The sequence below is a fragment of the Hymenobacter lapidiphilus genome, from assembly GCF_003417065.2.
Taxonomy (GTDB): domain Bacteria; phylum Bacteroidota; class Bacteroidia; order Cytophagales; family Hymenobacteraceae; genus Hymenobacter.
On record NZ_QVLT01000024.1, the window covers coordinates 14,653 to 38,676 of the forward strand.

Sequence of the window (24,024 nt, forward strand, 5' to 3'; positions counted from 1 at the left end):
TTCAAACATATACGAAACATATCGTATATCCAAATATATAGTACGAAATAAATCGTATTTGCTTTGAGAAGCTACAAGTCAGGCGCTAGAATCGAACGTCATCACCCGTGCTGAATGACGTTCGATTCTAGCGCCTGACTTGTAGCTTCTCAAAAAATTACTGCTGTCCTCCTTGCTGACCGCCGCCGCCTTTCGTGTCGTCGTTGCTGATGGTTTTGCGGCGCTTGGGGCCGCCCGACTTCGCGTCGCCGAAGCGGTAGGCCAAGCTCAGGCGCACGGCCCGGTTGTAGGCCCGGTACTCACTGGCTTCCTCGAAAAAGGGCGTCCGCAGGGTGCTACGGTAGCCCCAGTACTGGTTGAAAGGATTGGCCACGTTGAGCGTGAGGTCGGCCCGCTCCTTCCAGAACGTTTTCTTGGCTCCTACCGAGTAGTACAGGTTGGCCGAGCCAGTGCCCTGGATTTCGGGGTCGGGCAACGAACCGGCCAGGAAGGCCTGCACCATGAACTGCTTGGGCAGCTTGTAGGAAGTATTCAGGCTGAGGCCTGCCGTAACGCCTTCGCGGCGCAGGTTCAGCGCGCTGCTCCGGCGCGTGATGTAGCGCACATTGGGCCCGCCACTCAGGTCCCACCCTTTGGCTGGCTTTATTGAGCCGTACACATTCAGCTCGTAAAACGTGTTGGCCGCCACGTTGCGGTAGGTTTGCTCCGTGAGGTTGCGGACTGGGTCGAGTAGCCGGCTCACCTGCTCGATGGCGTTGCCCGTGCGCCGCACCGAGCCCGACACGCTCAGCGTAGCCGTTTTGATGCTCGTGTTGTAGCTCAACTCATACGAATCAGTTAACTCGGCATCCAATTCGGGGTTACCGAAACGGATAACGTTGGGGTCCGACACGTCGCGGAACGGGTTGAGGTAGTAGATGTAGGGCCGGGTAATGCGGCGGCTGTAGGCTAGGCGCAGACTGCTCTCCTCGCTGAGTTTGAGCTGAGCGCTGCCGTTGGGCAGGGGCGTGTAGTAGCTGCGTGTAAAGCTCGTATCGGCACTGGTGCGGAAATCGGCTGTTAGGGCCGTGCGCTCCAGCCGGCCGCCGAGGCTCAGGCTCAGCTTTTTGCCCAGGCTAAAGGAGTACGTGGCGTAGGCGGCCTGCACGTCCTGCTGGTAGTCGAAGTTGGTGCCGCGGGCCGGCAGCTGGGTCGGCTCGCTGGTACCACGTTGCAGGCTGTCCACGCTCACCAGCGAGCCAGTGCTACGCCAGATGGCCTTGAGGCCGGTTTCGAGCTTCTGCTTGTCACCCTTGCCCATCGGCTGCACGAAATCGGTCTGAATGGTACTTTCGGAGCCGGGCTGGCGGCCGCGGCTTTGTTCGCGGTAGCTGGCCTGAGCGGGGTCAAGGGGCACGAGGCGGTCATCGTACTGCTCGAAATTGTAGCCGTTGGTGCTGGGGTTGCCCGCGTACTGGCCCAGCACGCTCCACTCGCGGCCCTTCTGCTCGAAGGTGCGGGTGTAAGTGCCGGTCAGCTCGGTATTGAGGCCCGAAAACCGGTTACGGTTCTCGCGCACGAAGAGCTGCTCGGCCAGCGTGCCTACCAGCGGAGTCGTGCGGCTGCGCAGCGTCTGGTCGGAAGTGCCCCCGTAGCCATTAAGCGAGCCGGCCAACGAGAAGCTGTGGTGGTCGGCGGGGTCGAAATCGAGGCCCACCGAGCCGTAGTACCAGCCGCCATTGTTCTGGTTGTCGCTGTTTTGTTGCAGCAGGCTGGTAGCTGTGCCGCTTTCATCGAAGCTCGTCCGCTCGCGCAGGCTCTCACCGGGGTTGTACCACAGCCCGCCACCCAACGACGAAGTGAAACCCAGCTTGCCGGTGCGGAAGTTGAACGAGGAGTTGAGGCCGCTGTTGCGGTTGCCGGTGCTGGCGCTCAGCCGGCCGTTGGGCTTCTGCTGGACACCTTTCTTGAGCACGATGTTGATGATGCCGGCCGTACCCTCACCGTCGTATCTGGCGGGCGGGGTCGTAATTATCTCCACGCTCTGAATCTGCTCGGCTGGGATACTCTTCAGGGCCTCGGCCAGGTTTTTGGCCAGCGTGGGCGAAGGTTTGTTGTTGACAAGCACCCGGAAGTTACCCGAGCCGCGCATCTTCACGTTGCCGTCGCCATCAACGGCCAGTAGCGGGGCCTTGCGCAGTACGTCGGCCGCCGTGCCGCCGGCGTTGCTCAGGTCCTGGTCGGCGTTGTACACGAGGCGGTCGGGGCGCACGTCAATTATTGGCTTGGTGCCCGTTACCACTACTTCGCCCAGGGTGGTGCCGGCCGTCGGCAGCCGGAAGCTGCCTGCCTCAACAGTACCGGCTGTTATGGCTATGGCCCGCGTACGGGTCGCGTAGCCCACGAAACTGGCTTGCAGGCGGTAGTTACCGGGCGTTAGCTTATCAAGCACAAAACGGCCCCGCTCATCGGTGGCCGCGCCAGTTACGGGCTTGTTGTTGGCCGCGTCAGCCGGCAGCAATACCACCGTGGCGTAGGGTACCGGCAGGCCCTTAAGCGAGTCGAGCACCATGCCCGTGAGGCGGCCAGTCGCGGCAGCGGCCGGAGCCGCCGGAGCCTGCTGGGCCCGGGCAGGGGCGGCGTACAGCAGGCCGCTCAGCAGCGGTAGCAGGCCAATCAATCTCCAGGTGTAGAAGTGGCGCATGACTGAAGGAGTAGAAAAGTAGCGACGGGAAGAGTCCGTGAACCGGGCCGGGGTTGCCTGATTAGCAGCAAATAATGCAGTTGCCAGTCGTTGCACGGCCTGACAACAATCAACTGGCAACTGACTACTGGCTTTTGCGAAAAAACACGTTGCCGCTGATGGATTCGAGCCGAACGCGGGGGCCACCGCCAGCCAGCGTACCCCGCACCTCGTAGCCCACCAACGGATTCTCTTTGCGGTTGCTGAAAGTCACTTCCTGGTTGGTGAACACCTCGCCTGAAATTGATTTAAAGGCTACCTCGGCCCCGCGGCTGGCCGGCCAGCTCACATCCACGAAGCCACTAATACTTTTCAACTCCAGCGGCCCGGTCAGGCCCACTACGTCCACGTTGCCGCTGATGGTGTTGAGGCGCACGGTGGCGGTGGCGGGCAGCGTAATGTCGTAGGTGATGGTGGCGCACACGGCCGCCCGGCTGTCCTGGCCGTCGCGCCCATCGGTCCAGGAGCCGTAATAAGTAATGCCAGAGCCCTGGGCCGGACAGTCGCCGGGTTGGGCCTGGGCCAGCACCTGCTTATCGAGGGCCGCCGTAACAGTTACGGCGGCCGGGGTTTCGCGCAGGTCGAGCTGGAGCGCGTCGTTTAGCTTGTTTTGGTTGATTCTCACCGTGGCTCGCAGCCGCAACTGGTTGTCGGCGGCCGGTCGCAGCCGGATAATCGTGCCGTATTTGAGGTCCAGCACCACCGTCTGGCCGGCCGCCACGGCCGCCGCTTTGTCGATGGTTTTCTGGGCCCGGGCTACCGGCGCAACGGCTAGAACAAAGCCCGCTACGGCGCACAAATTCAGGAGAAAGCGTAGCATAGGAGGTAAGATTTAGGTGTAAAAATGTCTGGCTCGCACTATGCTGCTACTTTGTCTTCCGCACGTACACGTTGCCGCTGATGTTTTTCAGCGAGATAGATGTGCCGCCGCCGTTTAAGTGTCCGCCGGTGGCCTGGCCGCCAATGCGGGTCAGGCCACCGGTATCGGTGGTTTTGGGTGGGGTCAGGTCGAAATCGGTGTACACCTCGCCCGAAATGGTGCGCATGGTGAGAGTGGCCTTGGTGGCGGTAGGCAGGGCCACATCAATAGCCCCGCTGATGTTGCTGATGGCGCTGGGCGCGGGCGTGAGCGTGGCGTAGCGCACCGTAATGTCACCGCTGGTGCTGCTGGCCACCACCGGCCCGGTTACGTTGAGCAATTTGGCACTAGCACTTTTCATTTCCACCTGCAAGCGGCCACGCAGGTTCTGCATTACCAGGTCTTCATCGCCCCAATTCATGGACCGATATACTACGTCGGCCGCACGAGGCACCTGGATCGTGTAGCGGTTGGTCCAACGTGAGGCCTGCACGATGCTTACCGTATTCCCAGTGCGCCGGATTTCCAGGCCTATTTTAGTATTGTCTACGGCAGTATTGTACACGGAATGTAAGCCCTCGGCTCGCTTGTCAGGTTCTTTGTTACTGTTACCTCTAATCACTATTTCGTCGCCGTCATAGCCCTCAACGGTTACTTCCGAGTTGCGCATCAGAATTACGATTTGAGCGCCATTGAGCTTCATTTTATATTCCTGGGCCCGCAGGCCGGCGGCACTCAGCAGCGCCAGCAGGGTTAGTAAAAAAGTCTTTTTCATGAGTGAAAAGCGAAAATGCGTGGAGAAAAATCGGGGTCAATAACAGGCCGCGAAACAGGTAAAATACCAGGTTTTGTTTAGCCCGCTGGAACGAGGCTAACAGCTAACGGCTATTAGCTAATAGCTCTTTCAGAGCAGCACCCCAATGCCCTGGGTGGCCTGCTGGCGCACCACGGGCAGCGCGTCGGGGCGCTGGGCCAGGCGCTGGAGTTGGGGCACGGCCTGCTTGCGGCGCAGACTCACGAGCATTTCAATCAGCGTAATCTGCACGTTGGGGTCGGTTTGCACGGCCAGCGACTGGGCCAGGGCCGGCCCCACGAGCGAGTCGGCCCGCAGGCGGTAGAGGGCCTCGGCTGCGGCCAGGCGCACATTGGGGTTGGGGTCGGCGTTGAGCGTATTGATGAGCACGAGCACCGTGGGGTCGCCGGGGCGCACGTTTTCGCCCACCGCCTCATGCACCAACTGAATCCGGCTGCTGGCCATTGGGGGCTGGCCGTTAGAGGCCGTTAACTGGCGGGCCAATAGTTGGGCCGATTCGGCCTGGTTGGCCGCCAGCGTAGCCTCGGCAGGCAAGCCGGGCCGGGCCAGCAGCCAGCCAAGCGTTGCTCCCACAACCAGCAGCGCCACGCTGGCCGCGATGCGCAGCCAGCCGGCCGTAGCCGCGTCCAGCGCCCCCGCCGGCCGCAACGGCCGCACTACCGCCACTGGTAAGCTGGCTGAAACTTTCGCCTCTCGCAACGCTTGCTTCTCGGCGGCCAGCATAGCCAAGAAGTCGTCGCGCAGGGCCAGCGGGGGCAGTTCGGGCGCAACATCAGCCAGCAGCGGGAGCAGCGTCTGATACGCGGCCAGATGCGCCTGGCAGTCGGGGCAGCCTGGCAGGTGGGCCGCCACCCGCGCCACTTCGGCAGGCGGCAAATCCTGGGCGGCGTAGTCGGCCAGCAGCGGCAGCAGGGCAGCGCAGTCGGGTAGCAGCGGTAATTGGGCGTCGATTTCTTCGGGTAGCATTTTAGTAAGAAGTCTTATTGGAAATACACCTGCCGCAGGGCCTCCAGGGCGCGGTGGGCCTTTACCCGGGCGGCCCCTTCGGAGCAAGCCAGCAACTGCCCGATTTCGGCGTAGCTGAAGCCCTGAAAGCGGTGCAACACCAGAATTTCGCGCTGCGCGACGGGCAGCAAGCCCAGCGCCTCCTGTAAAGCGGCGTGGTCTTGGGAGGCAGCCATGCCGGCCAGGGCGGCACGCCGGTGAGTGGCGGTGTGCTCGAAGCCTTCCACATCGTCCGGCAGCCGACGGGTTTTCTGCCAGTGGTCGTGATGGACGTGGCGAGCCAGCTGGTATACCCAGGCCCGGAAGGGTTGGCCCGGCTGGTAACTGGTCCGGTATTTCAGCACCCGCAAAAACACGTTTTGCACCAAATCCTGGCTGGTTTCGCGGCAGCCGCAAAGCCGGCACAAAAAGTTGAACAGCAGCCCATGGTAGCGCTCGAACAGCGGCGTGAGCTGGTCCAGGTCGTCGCCGCGGACTTGCTCCATCAAGGTTTCGTCGCTGATGTGGAGCACGGCTAGGGGCAGGTTTTAGCGGGTGAGTTGCAAGGAGTACCGGCCCGGCGGCTGTTCGTTACAGCGGGCCGCAACTTTTTTTTGAACGACGTAGGGGCGGGGCTCGCCCCCGCCCGCCGCTGCACCAAACCGTTGAATAAAAACACGCCTTCCGGAAGCGCTTTGTTGTTCAACAGCCTCGTTCAATGGCGAGCGAGGACAAGCCCCGCCCCTAATCCAACGTATACTACCTTTCGCCCCTAGTCCCGCCGCCGCTCCAGCGTAATGCGGGCCCGGTGGCAGATACCGCCCAGCGGCGGGTTGAACTTCGAAACGCTGACGCGCACGCTATTCACGTAGGGAAACTCGGCTAACACCCTATCGAGTACGCGGTGGCCGAGGTGTTCGAGCAGGCGGGCCGGCGCCTGCATCTCCTCGGTCACTACCCGGTACAGCACCTCGTAGTTCACGGTTTCGCGCAGCTGGTCGGAGGTCCCGGCCGCGTGCAGGTCGGTATCGATAAACAGGTCGATACCATACTTATTGCCAATTTTCTGCTCCTCATCATAATATCCGTGGAAGGCGAAAAACTCCATGCCTTCAAGTGCAATCTGGCCCATGTGGTGAGGTGGTGAAGTAGTGAGATGATGCGTTGGATACTCCGGTGAGCAGCCGCAGTCAGGCATTTAAAAACAACGAAGCCCGCCCCAAGAGGCAGGCTTCAATCAGAGGGCAGAAAAACTGTATCCGCAATCTGCGAAATCAGCTTTATCTGCAACATCTGTGATTAAATGTCGTCGAAGAACGACCGTTCGCCCAACGCGGCCGGAGCGGCCGCCATGCCCGGCTGGCCGGGATGAATGGAGGGCGCCGGCTGGACGATTTCGGGGTGACTGGGGCCGATGGGCTGGATATCGGGGGCCGGGGGCTCAACGCGTGGCGGCGCTGGATCGGGCACCCGCATGGGGCCGGGCGGGTCGATGCGGGGCGCGGGCGAGATGCCGGGGTTTCGGCTGGGGCTCCGGGGCGCTCAATCTCGGGGCCGGGCTGCTGGTCGGGGCCGGTGGGACCGGTGGGGCGCTCGGGCTCCTGGCTGGGGTCGGGCTGCTGGCCGGGCTTGGGGTTGTAGCCAGTAGTGGCAGGCTGGGTGGCGCGGCTTTCGGCCGACCCGTTGGTGGCGGCTGGTTCAAAGCGGGCCGCGGCCGGGGCGGCAATAGCAGCGGCCGAAGCGGTAGCGGCGGTGGAAACGTACATGGCAGAAGCGTCAGAAGTGGAAGGTTCGTCGGCCGCGGGCGGCCGGTTCACCTTTACGCTGGCCGCCCTCGAAAGGATGGCCGCCGCGCCGGATTTGGGCCGGGTGCGGGCTTTTTCCACTTTATCCAGCGCATCGGAAGCCAAATGGTGCAGGTCGCGGGTGAGGCCGTCGAGCAGGTTTTCGAGTCGTTGGCACTCCTGGCCCAGCGCGTTGGCCTCCTTTTTCATGTCGGCCACCGTGCGCTCGGCCTGCTGGTAGGCGTCCTCCACCACGGCGCGGGCCTTCTGGCGGGCACCGGCTAGCAGCTCCTCGGCCTGCAGTTGGGCCTCCCGGATGCGCAGGTCGGCGTCGCGCTGGGCCTGCTCGGTGATGCTGTTGCTGGTATCCTCGGCCGTTTTGAGGGTGCGGTAGAGGCTGGTTTCCACCTCGCGCATCTTGCTCACGTCCTGGGTGGCGTGCTCCAGCTTGAGGCGCAGTTCCCGGTTTTCGTCGCCCATCCGCTCCCACTGCTGCGAAACGGTCTGTAAAAAGGCCTGCACTTCGTCCTTATCCAGCCCACGAAGGGCTTTTCCAAAGGTTTGCTGCCGGATATCGAGGGCGGTAATTTTCATTTTGAGAAGCTAGGAGTTAGGAGCTAGGAGTTAGAAGGGAAATATGGATATCCAGAAGGAAGATATGTCGGAATCATATATGGGTTGAGAGGGCCAAATCAGTTCCTCTCAACATCCATTCTAGCTCCTCGCTTCTAACTCCTAACTCCTCCCTTCCTCCACCTGCCAGACCGCCAGACTACGGTCGTCGCTACACGAAACTAGCCTATTCTGGCTCCCCGGCCAAAATAACTTGTTCACAGAGGTGCCGTGGCCGGCGTGGCGGGCCTTGTCTACCACACGCAGCAACTGTCCGGTGGCGGCGTCCCAGAGCTTGATGCTCTTGTCCATGCTGCAGGTGGCCAGCAGGCGGGCATCAGGCGAGAAGATGAGGTGATTGATGGTGAACATGTGGGCTACCACGGTGCGCAGGGGCGCGTAGCCGGCGGCCACATCGTAGGTGCGCAGGTGAGCGTCGCGGCCGGCGGCCAGCAGTTGGCTGCCATCGGGCGAGTAGACGCAGGTGAACACCGAGTTGGTGGCCTCGGCAATGGTGTGCTTAGAGGCCAACGTATCGGCGTCGAGGATATGCACCTGCCAGTCGGAGCCGCCCACGGCCAACTCGTTGCGCTCTTCGTGTAGGGCCAGGCAACGCAGGCTTTTATCGGAGACGCGGTGCAGGGTTTCGAGCCGGAAATCGGTGGTACGCAATACTGCCAGCGTGCCATCGGCCAGAGCCACATACAGGCGCTGCCGGGCTTCAGAATAACAGATATCGAAGATGGCCACGGGCGGCAGCGCGGTGGCGAAAATCAGCTCTTTGTTGGCTAGATCAATCACCTGCACGCCCTGGAAATTGTGGCCCAGCACCAGTAAATCGCGCTCCGGCAGCCGGCACAGCGCGTACACCGAATTCTCCACCTTCGCCACCAGCTCGCCATCCTGCTCCGGCGCGGCCGTGTTCCAGGCCACCACCAGCCCATCAGGCCCGGCCGAATACACCACGTCCTCCCCCACCGTGCCAGTGAGGGCGTACACGCAGTCGCGGTGGCCAGCGAGGGTGGCGATTTTCTGGATAGTAGGACGCACGGGCAGGTGAGTGAGTTAGCGAGCAAAGATACTGTCATCCTGAGCGAGCGAAGGACCTATAGAGAAGGTAACGTCATTAAATACCATCTCTGCAGGTCTTTCGCTCCGCTCAGGATGACAGTATCTTTGCTCATTCACTGAGTCATTCACCCGCCGATGCCGCTGCATTCCCTTTCCCCTGTTTCCACTACTGCCCTGCTGGGGCTGTGGCACCTGACGGAACCGGCAGACAAACTCTGGGAGCTGCTGCCGAGTCCGGCGCACTACCTGGCCCGCTTCCCCGACGGCCGCGACGAGCTGCGGGCCCGGCAGTGGCTGGCGGCCCGCGTGCTGGCCGGGCAGCTGCTGCGCGAGCTGACTGATGCGCCTACTCCGCTCGAAAACGACCCGAACGGCCGGCCCTATTTCAGTGGTTTGCCCACCTTCGGGGTGTCGTTGTCGCACTCGGGCGAGTGGGTGGCGGCGGTGGTTGCCCGGGGTGCCGCAGCCGTTGGCACAGATATTGAACTCATCCGCCCAAAAGCCCAACAGCTGGCCCGGCGGTTTCTATCGGAAACCGAACAGGCCGATGCCGGCAACGATGCAGCCAAGCACTGCCTGTACTGGAGTGCCAAGGAAACGCTCTACAAGCTGCATAGTCGCCGGGGGCTGGTGTTTAAAGAGCAATTGTTGCTCAATCCGTTTGAGCGGCGGGAGGCTGGTGTATTGACGGGACACCTGCTGTTAGAAAACTCCCGCCGCCAACACCAGATTCATTACTTTCAGCCTACCCCCGATTACGTCCTCACTTATTGCGTAGATGCTGCATAAGTGAACTCGCTCACCACCTTACCACCTCCCTATGTCTTTCCGCCGCATTTCCCTGCTCGCCGCCGCCACGCTATTGTTCGGCATCTTCGCCGTTAGCTCGGCCCGCGCCCAGGGCAGCCGCTCGGTGGCCGATTTCAACCTTAAGCAGAACAACACGGAAGTCAGCCTGAAAAGCTACGCCGGCAGTAAGGCCGTGGTCGTGGTGTTCATCAACCAGACCTGCCCTTTCTCGACGCTCTACCAGAACCGACTGGCGGCCCTCAGCGCCGACTACGGCGGCAAGGGCGTGCAGTTCCTGTTCATCGACACGCCCATTAACGTGGAGGCGGCCATTGATGCCAACGAGAAGGTGAAAGTGAAGGCCAGCGGCGGCGCGGCCCTCCCACTGCTCACCGACGAAGGCCAGAACGTGAGCACGCTGCTCGGCGCCACCAAAACCCCCGAAGTAATTGTACTGCAGCCCGTCAGCGGCGGTTTTGCGGTGCGCTACAAGGGCGCCATCGACGACAATCCGCAGGTGGAGAACTACGTGAAGGAAAAATACCTGGCCCAGGTGCTCGACAATCTGCTGGCCGGCCGCGCCGCCGGTGTAACCGACAAACGCGCCGCCGGCTGCCTGATTAAGCGGTTCTAAACCTCTTCCCCAGCAAAAAGCCACGGCCGGTCCGCACCAATGTGCGGGCCGGCCGTGGCCGTTTACAGCTTTGCTACTTATTCGTTGGGGTCAGTGTCGGAGGGCTGCGGGTCGTCGGTGAGGATGGACAGCAGCTGGCCGACTTCCACGGCCTTAGCGGGCTCCTGCAGCTTCTCGAAGCTGAGCTGCAGGTTGCGCAGGGCCCGGCGCACAATGTCGAGGTGGGTGCAGGGCTGGAAGAAGATGTCGTTGGGCGTGAGGTTGAGCTGCTGCACGTAGTGCTCGATATCGGTGCGCGAGAGCACCAGGCCGCGGTTGTAGCAGTTGATGTAGAAGGGCTCCAGGGGCGGTTCGAGCTGGTAGGTGAGCACGAACAGGTTGGGTAGGTTCACACCAAACACCGGCATTTTGAGGCGCTGGGCCACCAGCAGGTAAATCACGCAGAGCGAGAGCGGGTTGCCGCGCTTGGTCTCCAGCACCCGGTGCAGCATGGAGTTGGCCGGCGAGTGGAAATTCTGGGTGTTGGCCGCGAACTTATGGGCCCGGAAGAACACGTGGTTGAGCGTCTGCACCTGGTCGGCGGGGTGCATTTCGGGCTGCAGCAGCGTCCATACCTCGAAACGCAGCTGCTCGATGGCCCGGTTCAGGCTCTGGAAATCGGCGTCGGGGTACTGATAAGAGTTCAGCAGCCACATGCCTTCCAGCAGGTTTTCGGCCCCGGTTTCGCGCCACACCCGGAAGCGCTGCTGCAGACCTTCGAACTGTAGGTGATGAATCAGGTCTTCGAGGCGCTGCTGCTGGCGCGGGTCGAGGCTTTCCTCCCAGCTCTCCTCCAGAAACGGAATAATGGTTTCGCCCAGCGTCTGGATTTTGTCCTCCGCATGGGGGGCAATTTCCGGGTCGTCGAGCAGGGAAATGAGGGCCTTGATTTCGCGGTTGGTCATGGACGTAAGCGGGCGGCAACTAAAACAGGAGCAGACAAAATAAGCGAATAAACACAACCGACGCGGTTTTCCTGCGCAGGTTGCCGATAGATAACACGTTGGCCGGCCCGTTTTGTTCGGACGGCGACGGAATATGACAACTATGAACAGGCGGGCTGAGCAAAGGGGAGCCGCCGCCCGCACCTCTTTCTACAGAGCTAACACTGGAATCACTAAGGTCCTAAATACGTGTCGCCGAAACGTCAGCGGCCCGCCGCTCCGGGTGGAGCTGGCGGGCCGCTGGTAATTACATCATTTGCGCTTTTTCCTCCACTCTTTAAAGCCAACTACATCTTTGCGGATGGTTTTCATCCAACGATTGCCATGCGTGGCTGTCAAGTATTTGAAGACTCGTTGATTGTATGAAACCATACATTCCTGTGCCGGACCAGTGCATCCTTCTTCCCAATAAAAGACCCCGTAAGTTTCTTCAAAGGTCACATCAGATGCGAAAGATTGAGGAGCAGGACCGCTTTTCAATACCAGAAAAGGCATCTGCTTCGCAATGTCCAGCTCTGCCAAGGAAGTTGCTTCAGCACATTCAGCACTGTAGGCTAATTGAATAACTCCAGAATTATTCAATTCCTTATCCGTGAGCTTGCGCTGTTGGCCAGTAACGGTCAGCGTGGCCAGCAGAAGACTACTTGTTATCCAAATTGAAATCAGCCGCATATTATTTCGTCTTTACCTTACACCTGAATCACGCCCACGTTGTACGCCTTTTCAATCGGCGCGTGGTTGGCCATGCTGATGCCCTGGGAAATAACCTTGCGGGTTTCGCGGGGGTCGATGATGGCGTCGACCCAGAGGCGAGCCGCGGCGTAGTAAGGCGAGAGTTGCTCCTCATAGCGGGCCTTGATGGTGTCGAGCAGCTCTTTTTCGGCTTCGGGCGTGATTTCCTGACCCTTGGACTTGAGCGAGGCCACCTGAATCTGGAGCAGCGTATTGGCCGCCGCCGCGCCGCTCATCACGGCCAGTTGGGCCGTGGGCCAAGCCACGATGAGGCGCGGGTCGTAGGCCTTGCCGCACATGGCGTAGTTGCCGGCGCCGTAGCTGTTGCCCACAATCACCGAGAACTTGGGCACCACGGAGTTGGCCATGGCATTCACCATCTTCGCCCCGTCCTTGATGATGCCGCCGTGCTCACTCTGCGAGCCCACCATGAAGCCCGACACGTCGTGCAGGAATAGCAGCGGAATCTTCTTCTGGTTGCAGTTCATAATAAACCGGGCGGCCTTATCGGCCGAGTCAGAGTAGATGACGCCGCCCATCTGCATGGCGCCCTTCTTGGTCTTCACGATTTTGCGCTGGTTGGCCACGATGCCCACCGCCCAACCGTCGATGCGGGCCAGGCCGCACAGCAGCGTCTGGCCGTAGAGGTCCTTGTAGGGCTCGAACTCCGAGTTATCGACCAGCCGGTTGATGATGTCCATCATGTCGTAGGGCTTGGCACGGTCGGCCGGCAGCACGCCCAGGATTTCCTCGGGGTTAGCCTTGGGCGCCACGGGCTCATTGCGCGAGAAACCGGCCGTGGCCTGGCCCCCGAGCTTATCGAAGATGTTACGCAGGTGGTCGAGGCACTCCTCGTCGGTGGCAAACTTGTAATCGGTCACGCCCGAAATTTCGGAGTGAGTGGAAGCGCCGCCCAGCGTTTCGTTATCGATGGATTCGCCGATGGCCGACTTCACCAGATAGGAGCCCGCCAGGAATACCGAGCCGGTGCCGTCCACAATCATGGCCTCGTCGCTCATAATGGGCAGGTAGGCGCCGCCGGCCACGCAGGGGCCCATAATGGCGGCCATCTGCACGATGCCCATCGAGCTCATCACCGCGTTGTTGCGAAAGATGCGGCCGAAGTGCTCCTTGTCAGGGAAAATCTCGTCCTGCATGGGCAGGTACACGCCCGCCGAATCAACGAGGTAGATGATGGGCAGCTTGTTTTCCATGCTGATTTCCTGGGCCCGCAGGTTTTTCTTGGCCGTAATCGGAAACCAGGCGCCGGCCTTCACGGTGGCGTCGTTGGCCACCACCACGCACTGGCGGCCCTGCACCCAGCCCACCATCACCACCACGCCGCCGCCGGGGCAGCCGCCTTCGGCCTGGTACATTCCCTCGCCGGCAAACGCCCCAATTTCTACGCTGTCCGCACCCTTATCAAGCAGGTAGGCAATTCGCTCGCGGGCCGTGAGCTTGCCCTTGGCTTTGTGCTTGGCCATGCTTTTCTCGCCGCCGCCCAACGCCACGCGCTTGCTCCGCTGGCTGAGTTGAAAGATGAGTTGCTTAAGGCTGTCTTCGTTCTTGTTGAATTCGAGGTTCATTGCGGGTGGGATGGGAAGTGGTTGGGTAGAATTGGGTAGTGGGAAACTTGGTCGGGATGGAAACCGCTGAAAGAACGTCATGCTCCATCTGGCGTCCGCCTGTCGAAGCATCTCTACCGCTTCGTGGCAGTCAACAGGGTTACCATTGCGGTGGAGATGCTTCGACTATGCTGCGACCCTGGCTCTATGCGCCACATGCTCAGCATGACGGTTCTTTTTATCAGTTCCGACCATTTCAGATACCAGTTAAAACCAAAGAAATCCGCCTGAGTGGGCGGATTTCAAAGGTAAGCAGATTGGCGGAAGCCAGCCGGGCTACTTCACCGTTTTGGTTTCCTTTTCGGTTTCGATAACCGTGCCGTTGGGCTTAGTAACGGTGGTTTCGACCTCCTTCTTGGTCTTATCCTTGCCGCCACCAAACACCGAGAAATGCACGTATTTCTTGGGGTTGGCCTGCAGGTCGGAAATCAGGGCGTTGGAGCTGGCCGCGGTGGCGTTGAGGTTGCGGTAGAGCGTGCTGTCGTTGAGCAGCTTGCCGAGCGAACCCTGCTGGTCGGTGAGCGAGCGGTTGAGAGCCGTTACCGCGCTTTGCGCCTCGGTCATGGTGGCGTTGAGCTTGCGCATAGCCGGGCCCACGGGGGCGTCCTTGAGCGAGTCGCTGAGCACGGCGAAGTTGGAGGCCACGCGGTCGAACTTCTTGCTGGTCTTGTTCAGATCAGAAGTAAGTTGGGCCATATTGGTGGTAATCTGGTTGATGTTGCGCTGGTTAAGCAGCAGCAGGTTTTTGAGGGCCTCGGTGGCCGCTTGGCTGTTGAGCAGCGTGGCCTGCAGGCTCAAACGGGCATCCTTGTTGAGAAAGGCATTCACCTTGGTCAGCGTCGAATCGACGGTACCGAGCACTGGCAGGGCCTTGGCCTGGAAGGCATCGGTGAGGCTGGCCACGGTGTACGACTTCAGCTCCTCGCCCCCGGCGAACACCTTCGAGTTGCGGCCCAGAAATAGGGTAATGGTTTTCGAGCCCAGCAGCGAACCGCTCAGGCTGGCCACCGTCGAGTCGCCCACCGTTACGCCTTTCTGAAGCTCCACCGAAACTTTCACGCGGTTGCCTTCTTCGGGCAGCAGCTCCATCTGCTTCACTTGGCCTACCTTAATGCCGTTCAGAATCACGGGGTTGCCGATGGCCAGCCCGTCCACGTTATCGTATTTGGCGAAGTACGTGCGGTCCGACGACAGAATGTTGCTGCCCTTCAGGAAGTTGAAGCCAAAAATAAGCAGCGCCACGGCCACTATGCCCAGCAGGGCCACTTTTATTTCTTTGGACACGGGAGGTCGCGGTTATATGAGAGGAGAGAGTCGGCAGGCGGGCCCGCGGTTGCACGGCCCGGCTAGTCGCCCGAGCCGGTTTCCAGTTCCTGCTTGTATTCGCGGAAGGCCTGGTAGATGCCCGAAGCCATATACGCCTGATTGGTTTTATCGTTCAGATAGATCTCCTCCTGCCGGTTGGTCAGAAAGCCGGACTCAATCAGCACTGCGGGCATGGCCGATTTCCAGAGTACCAGGAAACCCGCCTGCTTTACGCCCCGCGAGGGGCGCTTGAGCGTGGTGCGGAAATGCCGGTCAACCTTCTGGGCAAAGCGCAGGCTGTTCACCATATAAGCGCTCTGAAACAGGCTGAACAGGATGTGGCTCTGGGGCGAGGTAGGGTCGAAGCCATTGTACTGCTCCTTGTAGTTATCCTCCTGCAGAATAACCGAGTTTTCGCGCTTGGCCACGGCCAGGTTGGCGTCGGTTTTGTGCGGACCCATCGTCCAGACCTCGGTACCGTGGGCGGCGGGCGAGGCGGCGTTGCAGTGGATGGAGATGAACAGGTCGGCGCTGTGGCTATTGGCGATGTTGGCGCGGTCGGCCAGCTCCACAAACACGTCGGTTTTGCGGGTGTACACCACCTTCACGTCGGGCATTTTCCCCTCAATTTCCTTGCCCAGGGCCAGCACCAGCTTCAGGGCCACATCGGCTTCGCGGGCCGATACGCCGGCGCAGCCCCGGTCTTTACCCCCGTGGCCGGCATCGAGCACCACCGTCCGGAGCTTGTAGCGCACGGGTGGCGGGGCCGCCGACTGCGGAGCCGGTGTGAGGGGAGAAGTGAATTCGGCGAAAAGAAGAAGGGCCGCCGTGCCCAGAGCGACAATATTCCGCACGGAGTTCGTTAGTTGAGGCAGCTACCGGCTACCTTTGCAAACCGCCACAAAATAAACGATAAATAACTACGTGGCCCTATTCGCGCCTGTGTTTCATCTCTTAACACGCTTATTCGGGCGCCTGCCGGCGCCGGCTGTGGTCCTTACGCTGCTGCTGTGCCTGGGGTTGCTAACCACCGCGGCCCGGGCGCAGCAAATGCCAACCCCTACCCGGCAAAAGCCGCTGCCCGATCAGCAGGTGCCCAACCCGACGCCACCACCGGGCACGCAGGTGTCGCCGAGCACCAACGCGCCGGGCGACGTACGCCCGCTGCCCACCATCGTGAACCCGCCCAAGCCCGACGGCCGCGTGCGCACCGGTACTACCGGCCTGCAGGTGGGCGGCACCCCCGATTCGGTGCTGCTGGGCGCTAACCCGGGCCGCAAAGGCGCCGTGGAAACCACCGTGGTCTACAAGGCTCAGGACTCTATCCGGTTCGAGGTGCAGAACAAGCGCGCCATTCTCTACGACAAGGCCGACGTAACCTATGGTGACGTGAACCTGAAGGCGGCCCTGATTACGATTGACTACGAACGCAACCTGGTGACGGCCGAAGGCGCGGCCGACTCGACGGGCAAAGTGCAAGACCGGCCGCTGTTCACGCAGGGTGCCGAAACTTACCAGGCGGGTCGCATCGACTACAACATCAAGAGCAAGCGCGGCCGCATTACCGATGTAGTGACCAAGCAGGGCGAGGGCTTCATTCATGCCGAGAAAATCAAGCGCCAGCCCAACGGCGACATCAACGGCCTGCGCGGCAGCTACACCACCTGCAACCTCGAGCACCCGCACTTCTACATCAACGCGTCCAAGATGAAGCTCATTCCCGGGGAGCAGGTCATCACCGGGCCGTTCAACCTGGTTATCGGGGATATTCCAACGCCGCTGGGCTTTTTGTTCGGCTACTTTCCCACGCCCAAAAACAACAAGCGGGCCTCGGGCCTCATCATCCCCACTTTCGGGCAGGCCGCCGACCGGGGATTCTTCCTGCGCAACGGCGGCTACTACTGGGCCGCCAACGAACACATCGGCGTGCGCCTGACGGGCGACATCTATGCCGGCAACAGCGACCGGTTCGGGGGCTGGCGGGGTACGGCCGAGATGCAGTACATCACGCGCTACAAGTACGACGGTCTGTTCACGTTCAGCTTCAACTCGCAGCCGCTTGAACCCATCTTCAACAGCACCGACGCCAACACCAACCCCACGTACACGCCGCCGAGTTCGGCCAAATCCTTCGCCCTCAGCTGGCGACACACGCCGGTGCCGCGGCCGGGCGGCGGACGGTTTTCGGCCAGCGTAAACCTGCAATCGGCTAACGGCGCGTACCAGCGCAGCTCCACGTTCAACACGCGCAACTACCTGAGCGCCGCGTTCCAGTCGAACATCAGCTACTCCAAGCAGCTGCGCAACGCCCCCATCAACTACGCGCTGCAGCTCAGCCAGACCCAGGACACCCGCCTGGGCACGATGACGGCCAATCTGCCCGACCTGACGGTGGGCCTGGCCCGGCAGTACGTGTACGATATTCTGAAGCTGCGCCCCCGCAAGGCCTACGAGCAGCTGGCGTTTTCCTACAACCTCACCTTCCGGAACAGCCTGACCAACAACGTGCCGGCCCGGCTGCTCAACAGTGGCACCATTCCGCTGCTGGGCGGCTCGCGCGACCCCTACATTACGCCCATCAAGCTGGGCAACCTGAACCAGTTGCTGCGCAACTCCCAAACGGGCATGAAGCACGACTTCAACATCACGCTGGGCAGCTACACCGTCAGCAAATTCAATATCAGCCCTGGCATCACCTACAACGAGGTTTGGTACTTCAAGAAGCTCGACTATGAGTACAACTCTGTAGCCCGGGCCGTACAAATTGATACGGTGGTCAGCTTCAACCGCCTGCCCACGGGCTCGGCCAACCTTAACCTCAACACGTCGTTCTACGGCACGATTATCCGCAAGGGCAACCGCAAGCTGCAGGCGTTGCGCCACAAGGTTACGCCCAGCATCGGCTACAGCTATGCGCCCAAGAACCTGCCGGGCGCGCAGGCTTTCCAGAACCTGCAGCTGGATGACCTGCGCGACCCAGCCACCGGCCAGCTATACTCCTCTAACCCGCTTTACAGAAACGGGGTACCGTTTCCGCAGTTCAACAACTTCATCTACGGCGTACCGCTCAACAGTTCCAACAACCGGCTGTCTTTCCAGCTGCAGAACTCGGTGGAATTAAAGGTGCGCAACTCCGACGACACCACTGGCACCACACCGTTTAATAAGGTGACCCTCATCCGCGACCTCACGTTTTCGGGTGGCTACGACTTTGAAAGAGTGGGTGGTTTTAATCTCGACCCCATATCCTTCGCCTTCAATACGGAGGTTGCCCGCAAGCTCACGGTGTTCATCAACGGCCAGCTCAGCCCCTACCAGCAGGACTCGCTGGGGCGGCTGCGCGACAAGTATCTGTGGCAGCAGTCGAAGGTGCGGCTGGCGCGCCTGACCGGAGCCAGCATGAACCTGGCCTACCAGTTTAATCCTAGCCAGGGCACCCGCAAGTCGGCTGTAAAGCGCGATGTAGCCCCCGTCAACGATCCGCAGCTGGGCGCCGTTACGCCTCTCAACCCTTACGAGGATTACGTGAATTTCGAGATTCCCTGGGAGTTGAATACGGCTTTCGCCCTTACCTACCAGAACCAGGGTCCGTTGCCGGCGCGTTTCGGCCGGGTGCGCAAAGGCCCCTACACGGCGGCCTCGCTCAACCTCAACGGCTCGGTAAAGCTCACCGAGTCCCTGCGCTTCGGATTCAGTTCCAACTACGATTTCGTCAACAAAACGCCCGCCTTCACCCGCCTCGACCTGACCAAGGACCTGCACTGCTGGCAGATCAACGGCACCTGGACGCCCTTCGGCCCGGCCCGCGGCTATTTCGTGACCATTGCCGCCAAATCGGCGCTGCTGCAAAGCCTCAAGCTGAGCCGCAACCGCACCTTCCTCAACAACCTGTAGCTTTTTTAGCCGCTGGCTGACAGCTATTAGCTAGTAGCTTTGTTCGCATCTTCTGAAAAAAACTGCAGCTTTGCTTTCCCGCTCCGACAAGGCCCGGTAAGCTTGAAGCCGGCCGATTACTTTGCAGCCTCGCAATGGCCCTGCTACTTGGTCGTGAGCACAGGCAGGTTGCGCGGCGCTACAGCAGACCGGAACCACTATTCAGAACCTAAGCTAACGGCCATCAGCTACTAGCTAACAGCTAAAAAACATGTCTCAACACAAGGAAGTGAAACTCGTGACCACGCATCAGCTGCTGGCCATGAAGGAGCGCGGCGAGAAAATCTCCATGCTCACGGCCTACGACTTCTCGATGGCTCAGATTCTGGACGGCGCGGGCATCGACGTGCTGCTCGTCGGCGACTCGGCCTCCAACGTGATGGCCGGCCATGAAACCACGCTGCCCATCACCCTCGACCAGATGATTTACCACGCCCAGAGTGTGGTGCGCGCCGTGAAACGCGCGTTTGTAGTCGTCGATATGCCGTTTGGCTCCTACCAGGGCAACTCGTCGGAGGCCCTGCGCTCGGCCATCCGCATCATGAAGGAATCGGGCGGGCACGGCATCAAGCTGGAAGGCGGCGCCGAAATCAAGGACAGCATCACCCGCATCCTCACGGCCGGCATCCCGGTGATGGGCCATCTGGGGCTCACTCCGCAAAGTATTTATAAATTTGGCACGTATTCGGTGCGGGCCAAGGAAGAGGTAGAGGCGCAGAAGCTGATTGAAGATGCGCTGCTGCTGCAGGAAATAGGCTGTTTTGCCCTTGTGCTGGAGAAAATTCCATCGGGCCTGGCCAAGCGCGTGGCCGAGCAGCTCACCATTCCGGTCATCGGCATCGGCGCCGGCCCCGATGTGGATGGGCAGGTGCTGGTCGTGCACGATATGCTGGGCATCACCAAGGAGTTCAAACCGCGCTTCCTGCGCCGCTACGCCGACCTCGGCGACGCCATGCACGACGCCGTGCAGCGCTACATCCAGGACGTAAAATCCCACGACTTCCCCACTCAGGACGAAGCATATTAATTTAATTAAAAATAGAAGTTAAAAGTTAAAAGTTATTCTTTCGACTCTCAGAACAGGCTTTTTGTACCACTTGGTATCGCCCGAGTCAATTTTTAATTTTTCACTTTTAATTTTTAATTCCCCCTCAGTGAATCGTCCGAATTTGTGGTCGGAGCGGAAAGAAATTCTGTTCGAAGACAACCATCTGCTCATCATCAACAAGCCCGCCGGCCTGCTCGTGCAGGGCGACGCCACCGGCGACGAACCGCTGTCTAACAAGGCCGAGGAGTATCTGCGCTTCAAGTACAAGAAGCCCGGCGCGGCCTTCATCGGCGTAGTACACCGCCTCGACCGGCCGGTGAGTGGCGTGGTGGTGCTGGCCAAAACCAGCAAGGCCCTGAGCCGCATGAACGAGCTGTTCCGCGACAACAAAATCAGCAAAACCTACTGGGCCCTCACCGGTAAATGCCCCGCCCCCGTTTCGGGCCACCTCACGCACTGGCTGGTGAAAGATCCTATCCGCAACGTTACCAAGGCCTACCCCGAGCGTCACGGTCAGGGCCAGAAGTCGGACTTGGACTATCAGGTGCTGGGAGAGGCCGGCCACCGCTTTCTGGTGCAGGTAAACCCCATTACTGGCCGCCCCCATCAGATTCGGGTGCAGCTGAGCACCGGCTTGGGCACCCCCATCGTCGGCGACGTAAAGTATGGTTTCCTAGCTCCTTTGCCGGACGTAAGCATCGCCCTGCACGCCCGCGAGCTGCAGTTCAAGCACCCCGTCACCAAGGAAGACATGCGCATTGTAGCCCCTCTCCCCGACATTGCCCACTGGCAGGCCGCCGAGGCTTATTACTAGAAACAGAACGTCATCCAGAGCATAACGAAGAATCTCGCGTGCCAGAGCAACCCTACTTTCAGGAGTTGCTCTGGCACGCGAGATTCTTCGTTATGCTCTGGATGACGTTCTGGTTTGCGCTTTGAATGACGTTCTGTTTCGTTCAGGATGACGCGCTGCTTTAAAAGGCAATTTTGGCTTCGGACCCGACCAGCCTCAATAACATTATGGCCTTTTGGGCAGGGAAATTGCACTGACGGTAGGGGTAGCCGTAGTTTTGCGGTATGGTTGCTGAACTTATATAAGGGTTCCGCGCTTTTGAGCGCGACGGTTCCAGCAGCCTCTCCCTCCGATTTCCTCCATTTTTCTCTGCCCCGATGGCAATACTCGTTTTCTTCGTCGCTCACTATTACCTGTCGCTGTTCACGCAGACGTTTTACCTGCACCGCTATGCGGCGCATAAGATGTTTACCATGAACAAGTTCTGGGAGAAATTCTTCTTCCTGTTCACCTACATCTGCCAGGGTTCCTCATTCCTGTCGCCGCGGGCCTATGCGCTGCTGCACCGCATGCACCACGCCTACTCCGACACCGAGCTCGACCCGCACTCGCCGCTGTACTCGTCGAACGCCTTCACGATGATGTGGAAGACCAAGAACATCTACAACGCTGTGCTCAACCGCGACTACGCCGCCGCCGAGCGTTTCGAAGGCGACTACCCCGAGTGGAGCCTCATCGAGAATCTGGGCGACAAGTGGTACTCGCGTCTGGCCTGGGGAACGATGTATGTGTTGTTTTACGTCAACTTCGCTACGGCTTGGTGGCAGTTCCTGCTGCTGCCGCTGCACTTTCTGATGGGTCCGATTCATGGTGCCATCGTGAACTGGGGCGGCCACAAGTACGGCTACCAGAACTTCGACAACCACGACCACTCCAAGAACACGCTGCCCTTCGATTTCCTGGCCTTCGGTGAGCTATTCCAGAACAACCACCACAAGCTCCCCATGCGCGTCAACTTTGCCGTGAAGAAGTGGGAGCTTGACCCGACCTACGCCTTCATCTGGGCCCTCGACAAGGTAAAAGTGGTCAAAATCAAGCGCAAGTGGCAGGAAGACGTGCAGATGGCCGCGTAGGTTTTTGCGAACTACAGTCACCTGGCTCACCAAGCAAAAGGGCTTCTCCACTAGGGGAAGCCCTTTTGCATGCTTATCGAGCCGTCCGAAGAGGTGGGGGTCAGATTTGAATCCGGGCAATCCTTTTAATCCGCGCAATCTGTGAGTACCTTTGCACCTCATTTTCAACCAGACGCACGGGATGCGTCGCTTAACCCAACCGGTTTATGGCAGTTAAAATCCGCCTCGCCCGCCGCGGCCGCAAGAAGGCCGCAATGTTCGACATCGTTATTGCTGACTCGCGCGCTCCGCGTGATGGTCGCTTCATCGAGAAAATCGGTACCTACAACCCCCAGACCAACCCCGCTACCATCAACTTCGATGGTGAGAAGGCGTTCGACTGGATTATGAAAGGTGCCCAGCCCACCGATACCGTACGGGCCATGCTCTCGTACCGTGGTGTGCTCTACCGCAAGCACCTGCAGCTGGGTGTTATCAAAGGCGCTATTTCGCAGGAAACTGCCGATGAGCGTTACACCGCCTGGAAGGAAGACAAGGAAACCAAGATTGAGAGCAAGCGCACCAGCCTCGGCACCGCCAAGGATGATGCTCGTCAGCAGCGTCTGGCCGCCGAAACCAAGGTGAAGGAAGCCCGTTCGGAAGCTCAGCGCGCCAAGCAGGCCGCCATCGATGCCGCTAACGCCCCGGCTCCCGTAGCCGAGGAAGCTACCGAAGCTACTTCGGAAGCTGAAGGCGAAACGACTGAAGCTGCTGCTCCAGCCGAAGAAACCACCGAAGCCGCCGCCGAATAGTTTGTGAGTTGAGCAGTTGGAAAGCAGAATTGCTGTAATGGCCTTTCAACTTTTCAACTGCTCGATTTCTATAGCTACAAGCTCCACTCCTCCATGAAAATCGACGATTGCTACCAGCTGGGCTCCCTCGGGAAGCCCCACGGCCTGAAAGGGTTTGTGGTGGCCTTCTTCGACGTGGACGACCTCAACGACTACCGCAAACTCCAAACAGTGTGGCTGGAAATGCCCACTGCGCCCGGCAAGCTGGTAGCCTACGAAGTCGAGAAGTTTCAGCCCCAGACCGATAATAAGGTACTGTTCAAGCTGAAAGGCATCGACCGGATTGAGGATGCCGAGCCGCTGCGCAATGCCAAGCTGTGGCGCCCTCTGGCCGAGCTACCTGCTTTGGCCGACGACCAGTTCTACTTTCATGACGTGGTAGGTTACCTCGTAGTGGATGAGGAATTGGGCGAGCTGGGTGTCGTGGAGGCTTTCTACGAGCTGCCCCGGCAGGATGTGTTGGGCATGCGCTATCAGGGGCAGGAAGTCCTGATTCCGGTGGTGGATGAGCTAATCCTCCGCGCCGATCAGGCGGCCCGCCGCCTGCTGGTGAAGTTGCCCGACGGCCTGCTCGACGTGTACCTGACGCCTTCCTCGCCCAACGACGAGCAGGAGTCAGACGACGACGAGCCGGCTGCGTAACCGTTCAGTTCATGCGGATTGACATCGTCACGTGCCAGCCGGATTTGCTGGTCAGCCCCTTTGCGCATTCCATCGTGAAACGCGCCCAGGAAAAAGGTCTGGCCGAAATCCATTTGCACGATCTGCGCCGCTATGCCATCAACAAGCATGGCCAGATTGACGATTACGTATTCGGAGGTGGTGCGGGCATGGTGTTACGCGTGGAGCCAATTGCAGCCTGTTTCGACGAGCTACTGGCCCAACGGACCTACGATGCCATCATTTACCTCACGCCCGACGGCGAAACCATGCGCCAGCCGCTGGTTAACCGTTTGTCGCTTTGCAGTAACATACTGGTACTGTGTGGCCACTACAAGGGCGTCGATGAGCGGATTAGGCAGGCCTACATCACCCACGAAATCAGTGTAGGCGACTACGTACTGAGCGGAGGTGAGCTGGGCGCGGCGGTGCTGGTTGATGCCGTAGTTCGGCTGTTGCCCGGCGTGCTGGGCAACGAAGAATCGGCCCTGAGCGACTCGTTTCAGGATAACCTGCTCTCGCCGCCCATCTATACCCGGCCCGCCGAATGGCGGGGCCAACCGGTGCCGGATATTCTGCTTTCGGGCAACACCCCGAAAATTGACGTCTGGCGCCACGAACAAGCCCTGGCCCGCACCCAACAGCGCCGGCCGGACCTACTGGAATAGTGAGCGAAGGAAACTGCGGGCAACTGTCAGCATTTCACCACCTCA

The 24,024-nt window shown here is 60.1% G+C and carries 22 protein-coding genes; 9 read left to right on the forward strand and 13 right to left on the reverse strand.

Going from position 1 to position 24,024, the window contains the following annotated elements; translation table 11 throughout:
* Positions 1-157: 157 nt before the first annotated feature.
* From D0N36_RS13595 to D0N36_RS13630, 8 genes are all read right to left on the reverse strand, one after another.
* Positions 158-2,683, reverse strand: a complete 2,526-nt coding sequence (locus D0N36_RS13595) for a TonB-dependent receptor domain-containing protein (protein WP_116942341.1) — start codon at positions 2,681-2,683, stop codon at positions 158-160.
* A 124-nt stretch (positions 2,684-2,807) separates the two neighbouring features.
* The gene (locus D0N36_RS13600; protein ID WP_116942342.1) at positions 2,808-3,542 is read right to left on the reverse strand and encodes a DUF4097 family beta strand repeat-containing protein; all 735 of its coding nucleotides are present in this window, start codon (positions 3,540-3,542) and stop codon (positions 2,808-2,810) included.
* Positions 3,543-3,588: 46 nt separating this feature from the next.
* Positions 3,589-4,356 carry a DUF4097 family beta strand repeat-containing protein gene (locus tag D0N36_RS13605; RefSeq protein WP_116942343.1) on the reverse strand — a complete coding sequence of 256 codons (768 nt, stop codon included), beginning with the start codon at positions 4,354-4,356 and terminating at the stop codon, positions 3,589-3,591.
* Positions 4,357-4,485: 129 nt separating this feature from the next.
* A complete protein-coding gene (locus D0N36_RS13610) occupies positions 4,486-5,361 on the reverse strand; it encodes a HEAT repeat domain-containing protein (protein WP_116942344.1) in 876 nt (291 codons plus the stop codon).
* A gap of 14 nt (positions 5,362-5,375) precedes the next feature.
* Positions 5,376-5,912, reverse strand: coding sequence for an RNA polymerase sigma factor (locus D0N36_RS13615; protein WP_116942345.1), 537 nt, complete (start codon positions 5,910-5,912; stop codon positions 5,376-5,378).
* Between the two features lie 239 nt (positions 5,913-6,151).
* Positions 6,152-6,511 (reverse strand): dihydroneopterin aldolase, encoded by a 360-nt coding sequence (gene folB, locus D0N36_RS13620; protein ID WP_116942346.1) that lies wholly within the window; start codon positions 6,509-6,511, stop codon positions 6,152-6,154.
* 148 nt (positions 6,512-6,659) lie between these two features.
* A complete protein-coding gene (locus D0N36_RS13625; RefSeq protein WP_116942347.1) occupies positions 6,660-7,757 on the reverse strand; it encodes a DivIVA domain-containing protein in 1,098 nt (365 codons plus the stop codon).
* 141 nt (positions 7,758-7,898) lie between these two features.
* The gene (locus tag D0N36_RS13630; protein ID WP_116942348.1) at positions 7,899-8,825 is read right to left on the reverse strand and encodes a WD40 repeat domain-containing protein; all 927 of its coding nucleotides are present in this window, start codon (positions 8,823-8,825) and stop codon (positions 7,899-7,901) included.
* A gap of 156 nt (positions 8,826-8,981) precedes the next feature.
* On the opposite strand from D0N36_RS13630, the gene D0N36_RS13635 reads away from it, so the two are divergent.
* On the forward strand, positions 8,982-9,635 hold the full coding sequence (locus D0N36_RS13635) for a 4'-phosphopantetheinyl transferase superfamily protein (protein WP_116942349.1): 654 nt from the start codon (positions 8,982-8,984) through the stop codon (positions 9,633-9,635).
* A gap of 31 nt (positions 9,636-9,666) precedes the next feature.
* On the forward strand, positions 9,667-10,269 hold the full coding sequence (locus D0N36_RS13640; RefSeq protein ID WP_116942350.1) for a redoxin domain-containing protein: 603 nt from the start codon (positions 9,667-9,669) through the stop codon (positions 10,267-10,269).
* Positions 10,270-10,346: 77 nt separating this feature from the next.
* Here the strand turns inward: D0N36_RS13640 and D0N36_RS13645 are convergent, their stop codons facing one another.
* The 5 genes from D0N36_RS13645 to D0N36_RS13665 all read right to left on the reverse strand — a co-directional run bounded on the left by D0N36_RS13645 (position 10,347) and on the right by D0N36_RS13665 (position 15,768).
* Complete coding sequence (locus tag D0N36_RS13645) at positions 10,347-11,213, reverse strand: transglutaminase-like domain-containing protein (RefSeq protein WP_116942351.1); 867 nt, start codon at positions 11,211-11,213, stop codon at positions 10,347-10,349.
* A gap of 291 nt (positions 11,214-11,504) precedes the next feature.
* On the reverse strand, positions 11,505-11,924 hold the full coding sequence (locus tag D0N36_RS13650) for an FEKKY domain-containing protein (RefSeq protein ID WP_147320893.1): 420 nt from the start codon (positions 11,922-11,924) through the stop codon (positions 11,505-11,507).
* Between the two features lie 17 nt (positions 11,925-11,941).
* Positions 11,942-13,570 carry an acyl-CoA carboxylase subunit beta gene (locus D0N36_RS13655; RefSeq protein ID WP_116942352.1) on the reverse strand — a complete coding sequence of 543 codons (1,629 nt, stop codon included), beginning with the start codon at positions 13,568-13,570 and terminating at the stop codon, positions 11,942-11,944.
* Between the two features lie 315 nt (positions 13,571-13,885).
* The gene (locus D0N36_RS13660; RefSeq protein ID WP_116942353.1) at positions 13,886-14,893 is read right to left on the reverse strand and encodes an MlaD family protein; all 1,008 of its coding nucleotides are present in this window, start codon (positions 14,891-14,893) and stop codon (positions 13,886-13,888) included.
* Between the two features lie 62 nt (positions 14,894-14,955).
* A complete protein-coding gene (locus tag D0N36_RS13665; protein WP_116942354.1) occupies positions 14,956-15,768 on the reverse strand; it encodes an N-acetylmuramoyl-L-alanine amidase family protein in 813 nt (270 codons plus the stop codon).
* Positions 15,769-15,904: 136 nt separating this feature from the next.
* On the opposite strand from D0N36_RS13665, the gene D0N36_RS13670 reads away from it, so the two are divergent.
* The 7 genes from D0N36_RS13670 (at position 15,905) to trmD (ending at position 23,979) form a co-directional block, all read left to right on the forward strand.
* Positions 15,905-18,808, forward strand: a complete 2,904-nt coding sequence (locus tag D0N36_RS13670; protein WP_116942355.1) for a putative LPS assembly protein LptD — start codon at positions 15,905-15,907, stop codon at positions 18,806-18,808.
* A gap of 250 nt (positions 18,809-19,058) precedes the next feature.
* Positions 19,059-19,874, forward strand: a complete 816-nt coding sequence (gene panB / locus D0N36_RS13675) for a 3-methyl-2-oxobutanoate hydroxymethyltransferase (protein WP_116942356.1) — start codon at positions 19,059-19,061, stop codon at positions 19,872-19,874.
* Positions 19,875-20,001: 127 nt separating this feature from the next.
* On the forward strand, positions 20,002-20,709 hold the full coding sequence (locus D0N36_RS13680; RefSeq protein ID WP_116942357.1) for an RluA family pseudouridine synthase: 708 nt from the start codon (positions 20,002-20,004) through the stop codon (positions 20,707-20,709).
* A 356-nt stretch (positions 20,710-21,065) separates the two neighbouring features.
* Entirely contained in the window at positions 21,066-21,821 is a 756-nt protein-coding gene (locus D0N36_RS13685) for an acyl-CoA desaturase (RefSeq protein WP_116942358.1), read from the forward strand.
* A 206-nt stretch (positions 21,822-22,027) separates the two neighbouring features.
* Positions 22,028-22,612, forward strand: coding sequence for a 30S ribosomal protein S16 (locus D0N36_RS13690; protein WP_116942359.1), 585 nt, complete (start codon positions 22,028-22,030; stop codon positions 22,610-22,612).
* Between the two features lie 93 nt (positions 22,613-22,705).
* Positions 22,706-23,293 carry a ribosome maturation factor RimM gene (gene rimM / locus D0N36_RS13695; protein WP_242478919.1) on the forward strand — a complete coding sequence of 196 codons (588 nt, stop codon included), beginning with the start codon at positions 22,706-22,708 and terminating at the stop codon, positions 23,291-23,293.
* Positions 23,294-23,304: 11 nt separating this feature from the next.
* Positions 23,305-23,979 (forward strand): tRNA (guanosine(37)-N1)-methyltransferase TrmD, encoded by a 675-nt coding sequence (gene trmD / locus D0N36_RS13700; RefSeq protein ID WP_116942361.1) that lies wholly within the window; start codon positions 23,305-23,307, stop codon positions 23,977-23,979.
* Positions 23,980-24,024: the final 45 nt, after the last annotated feature.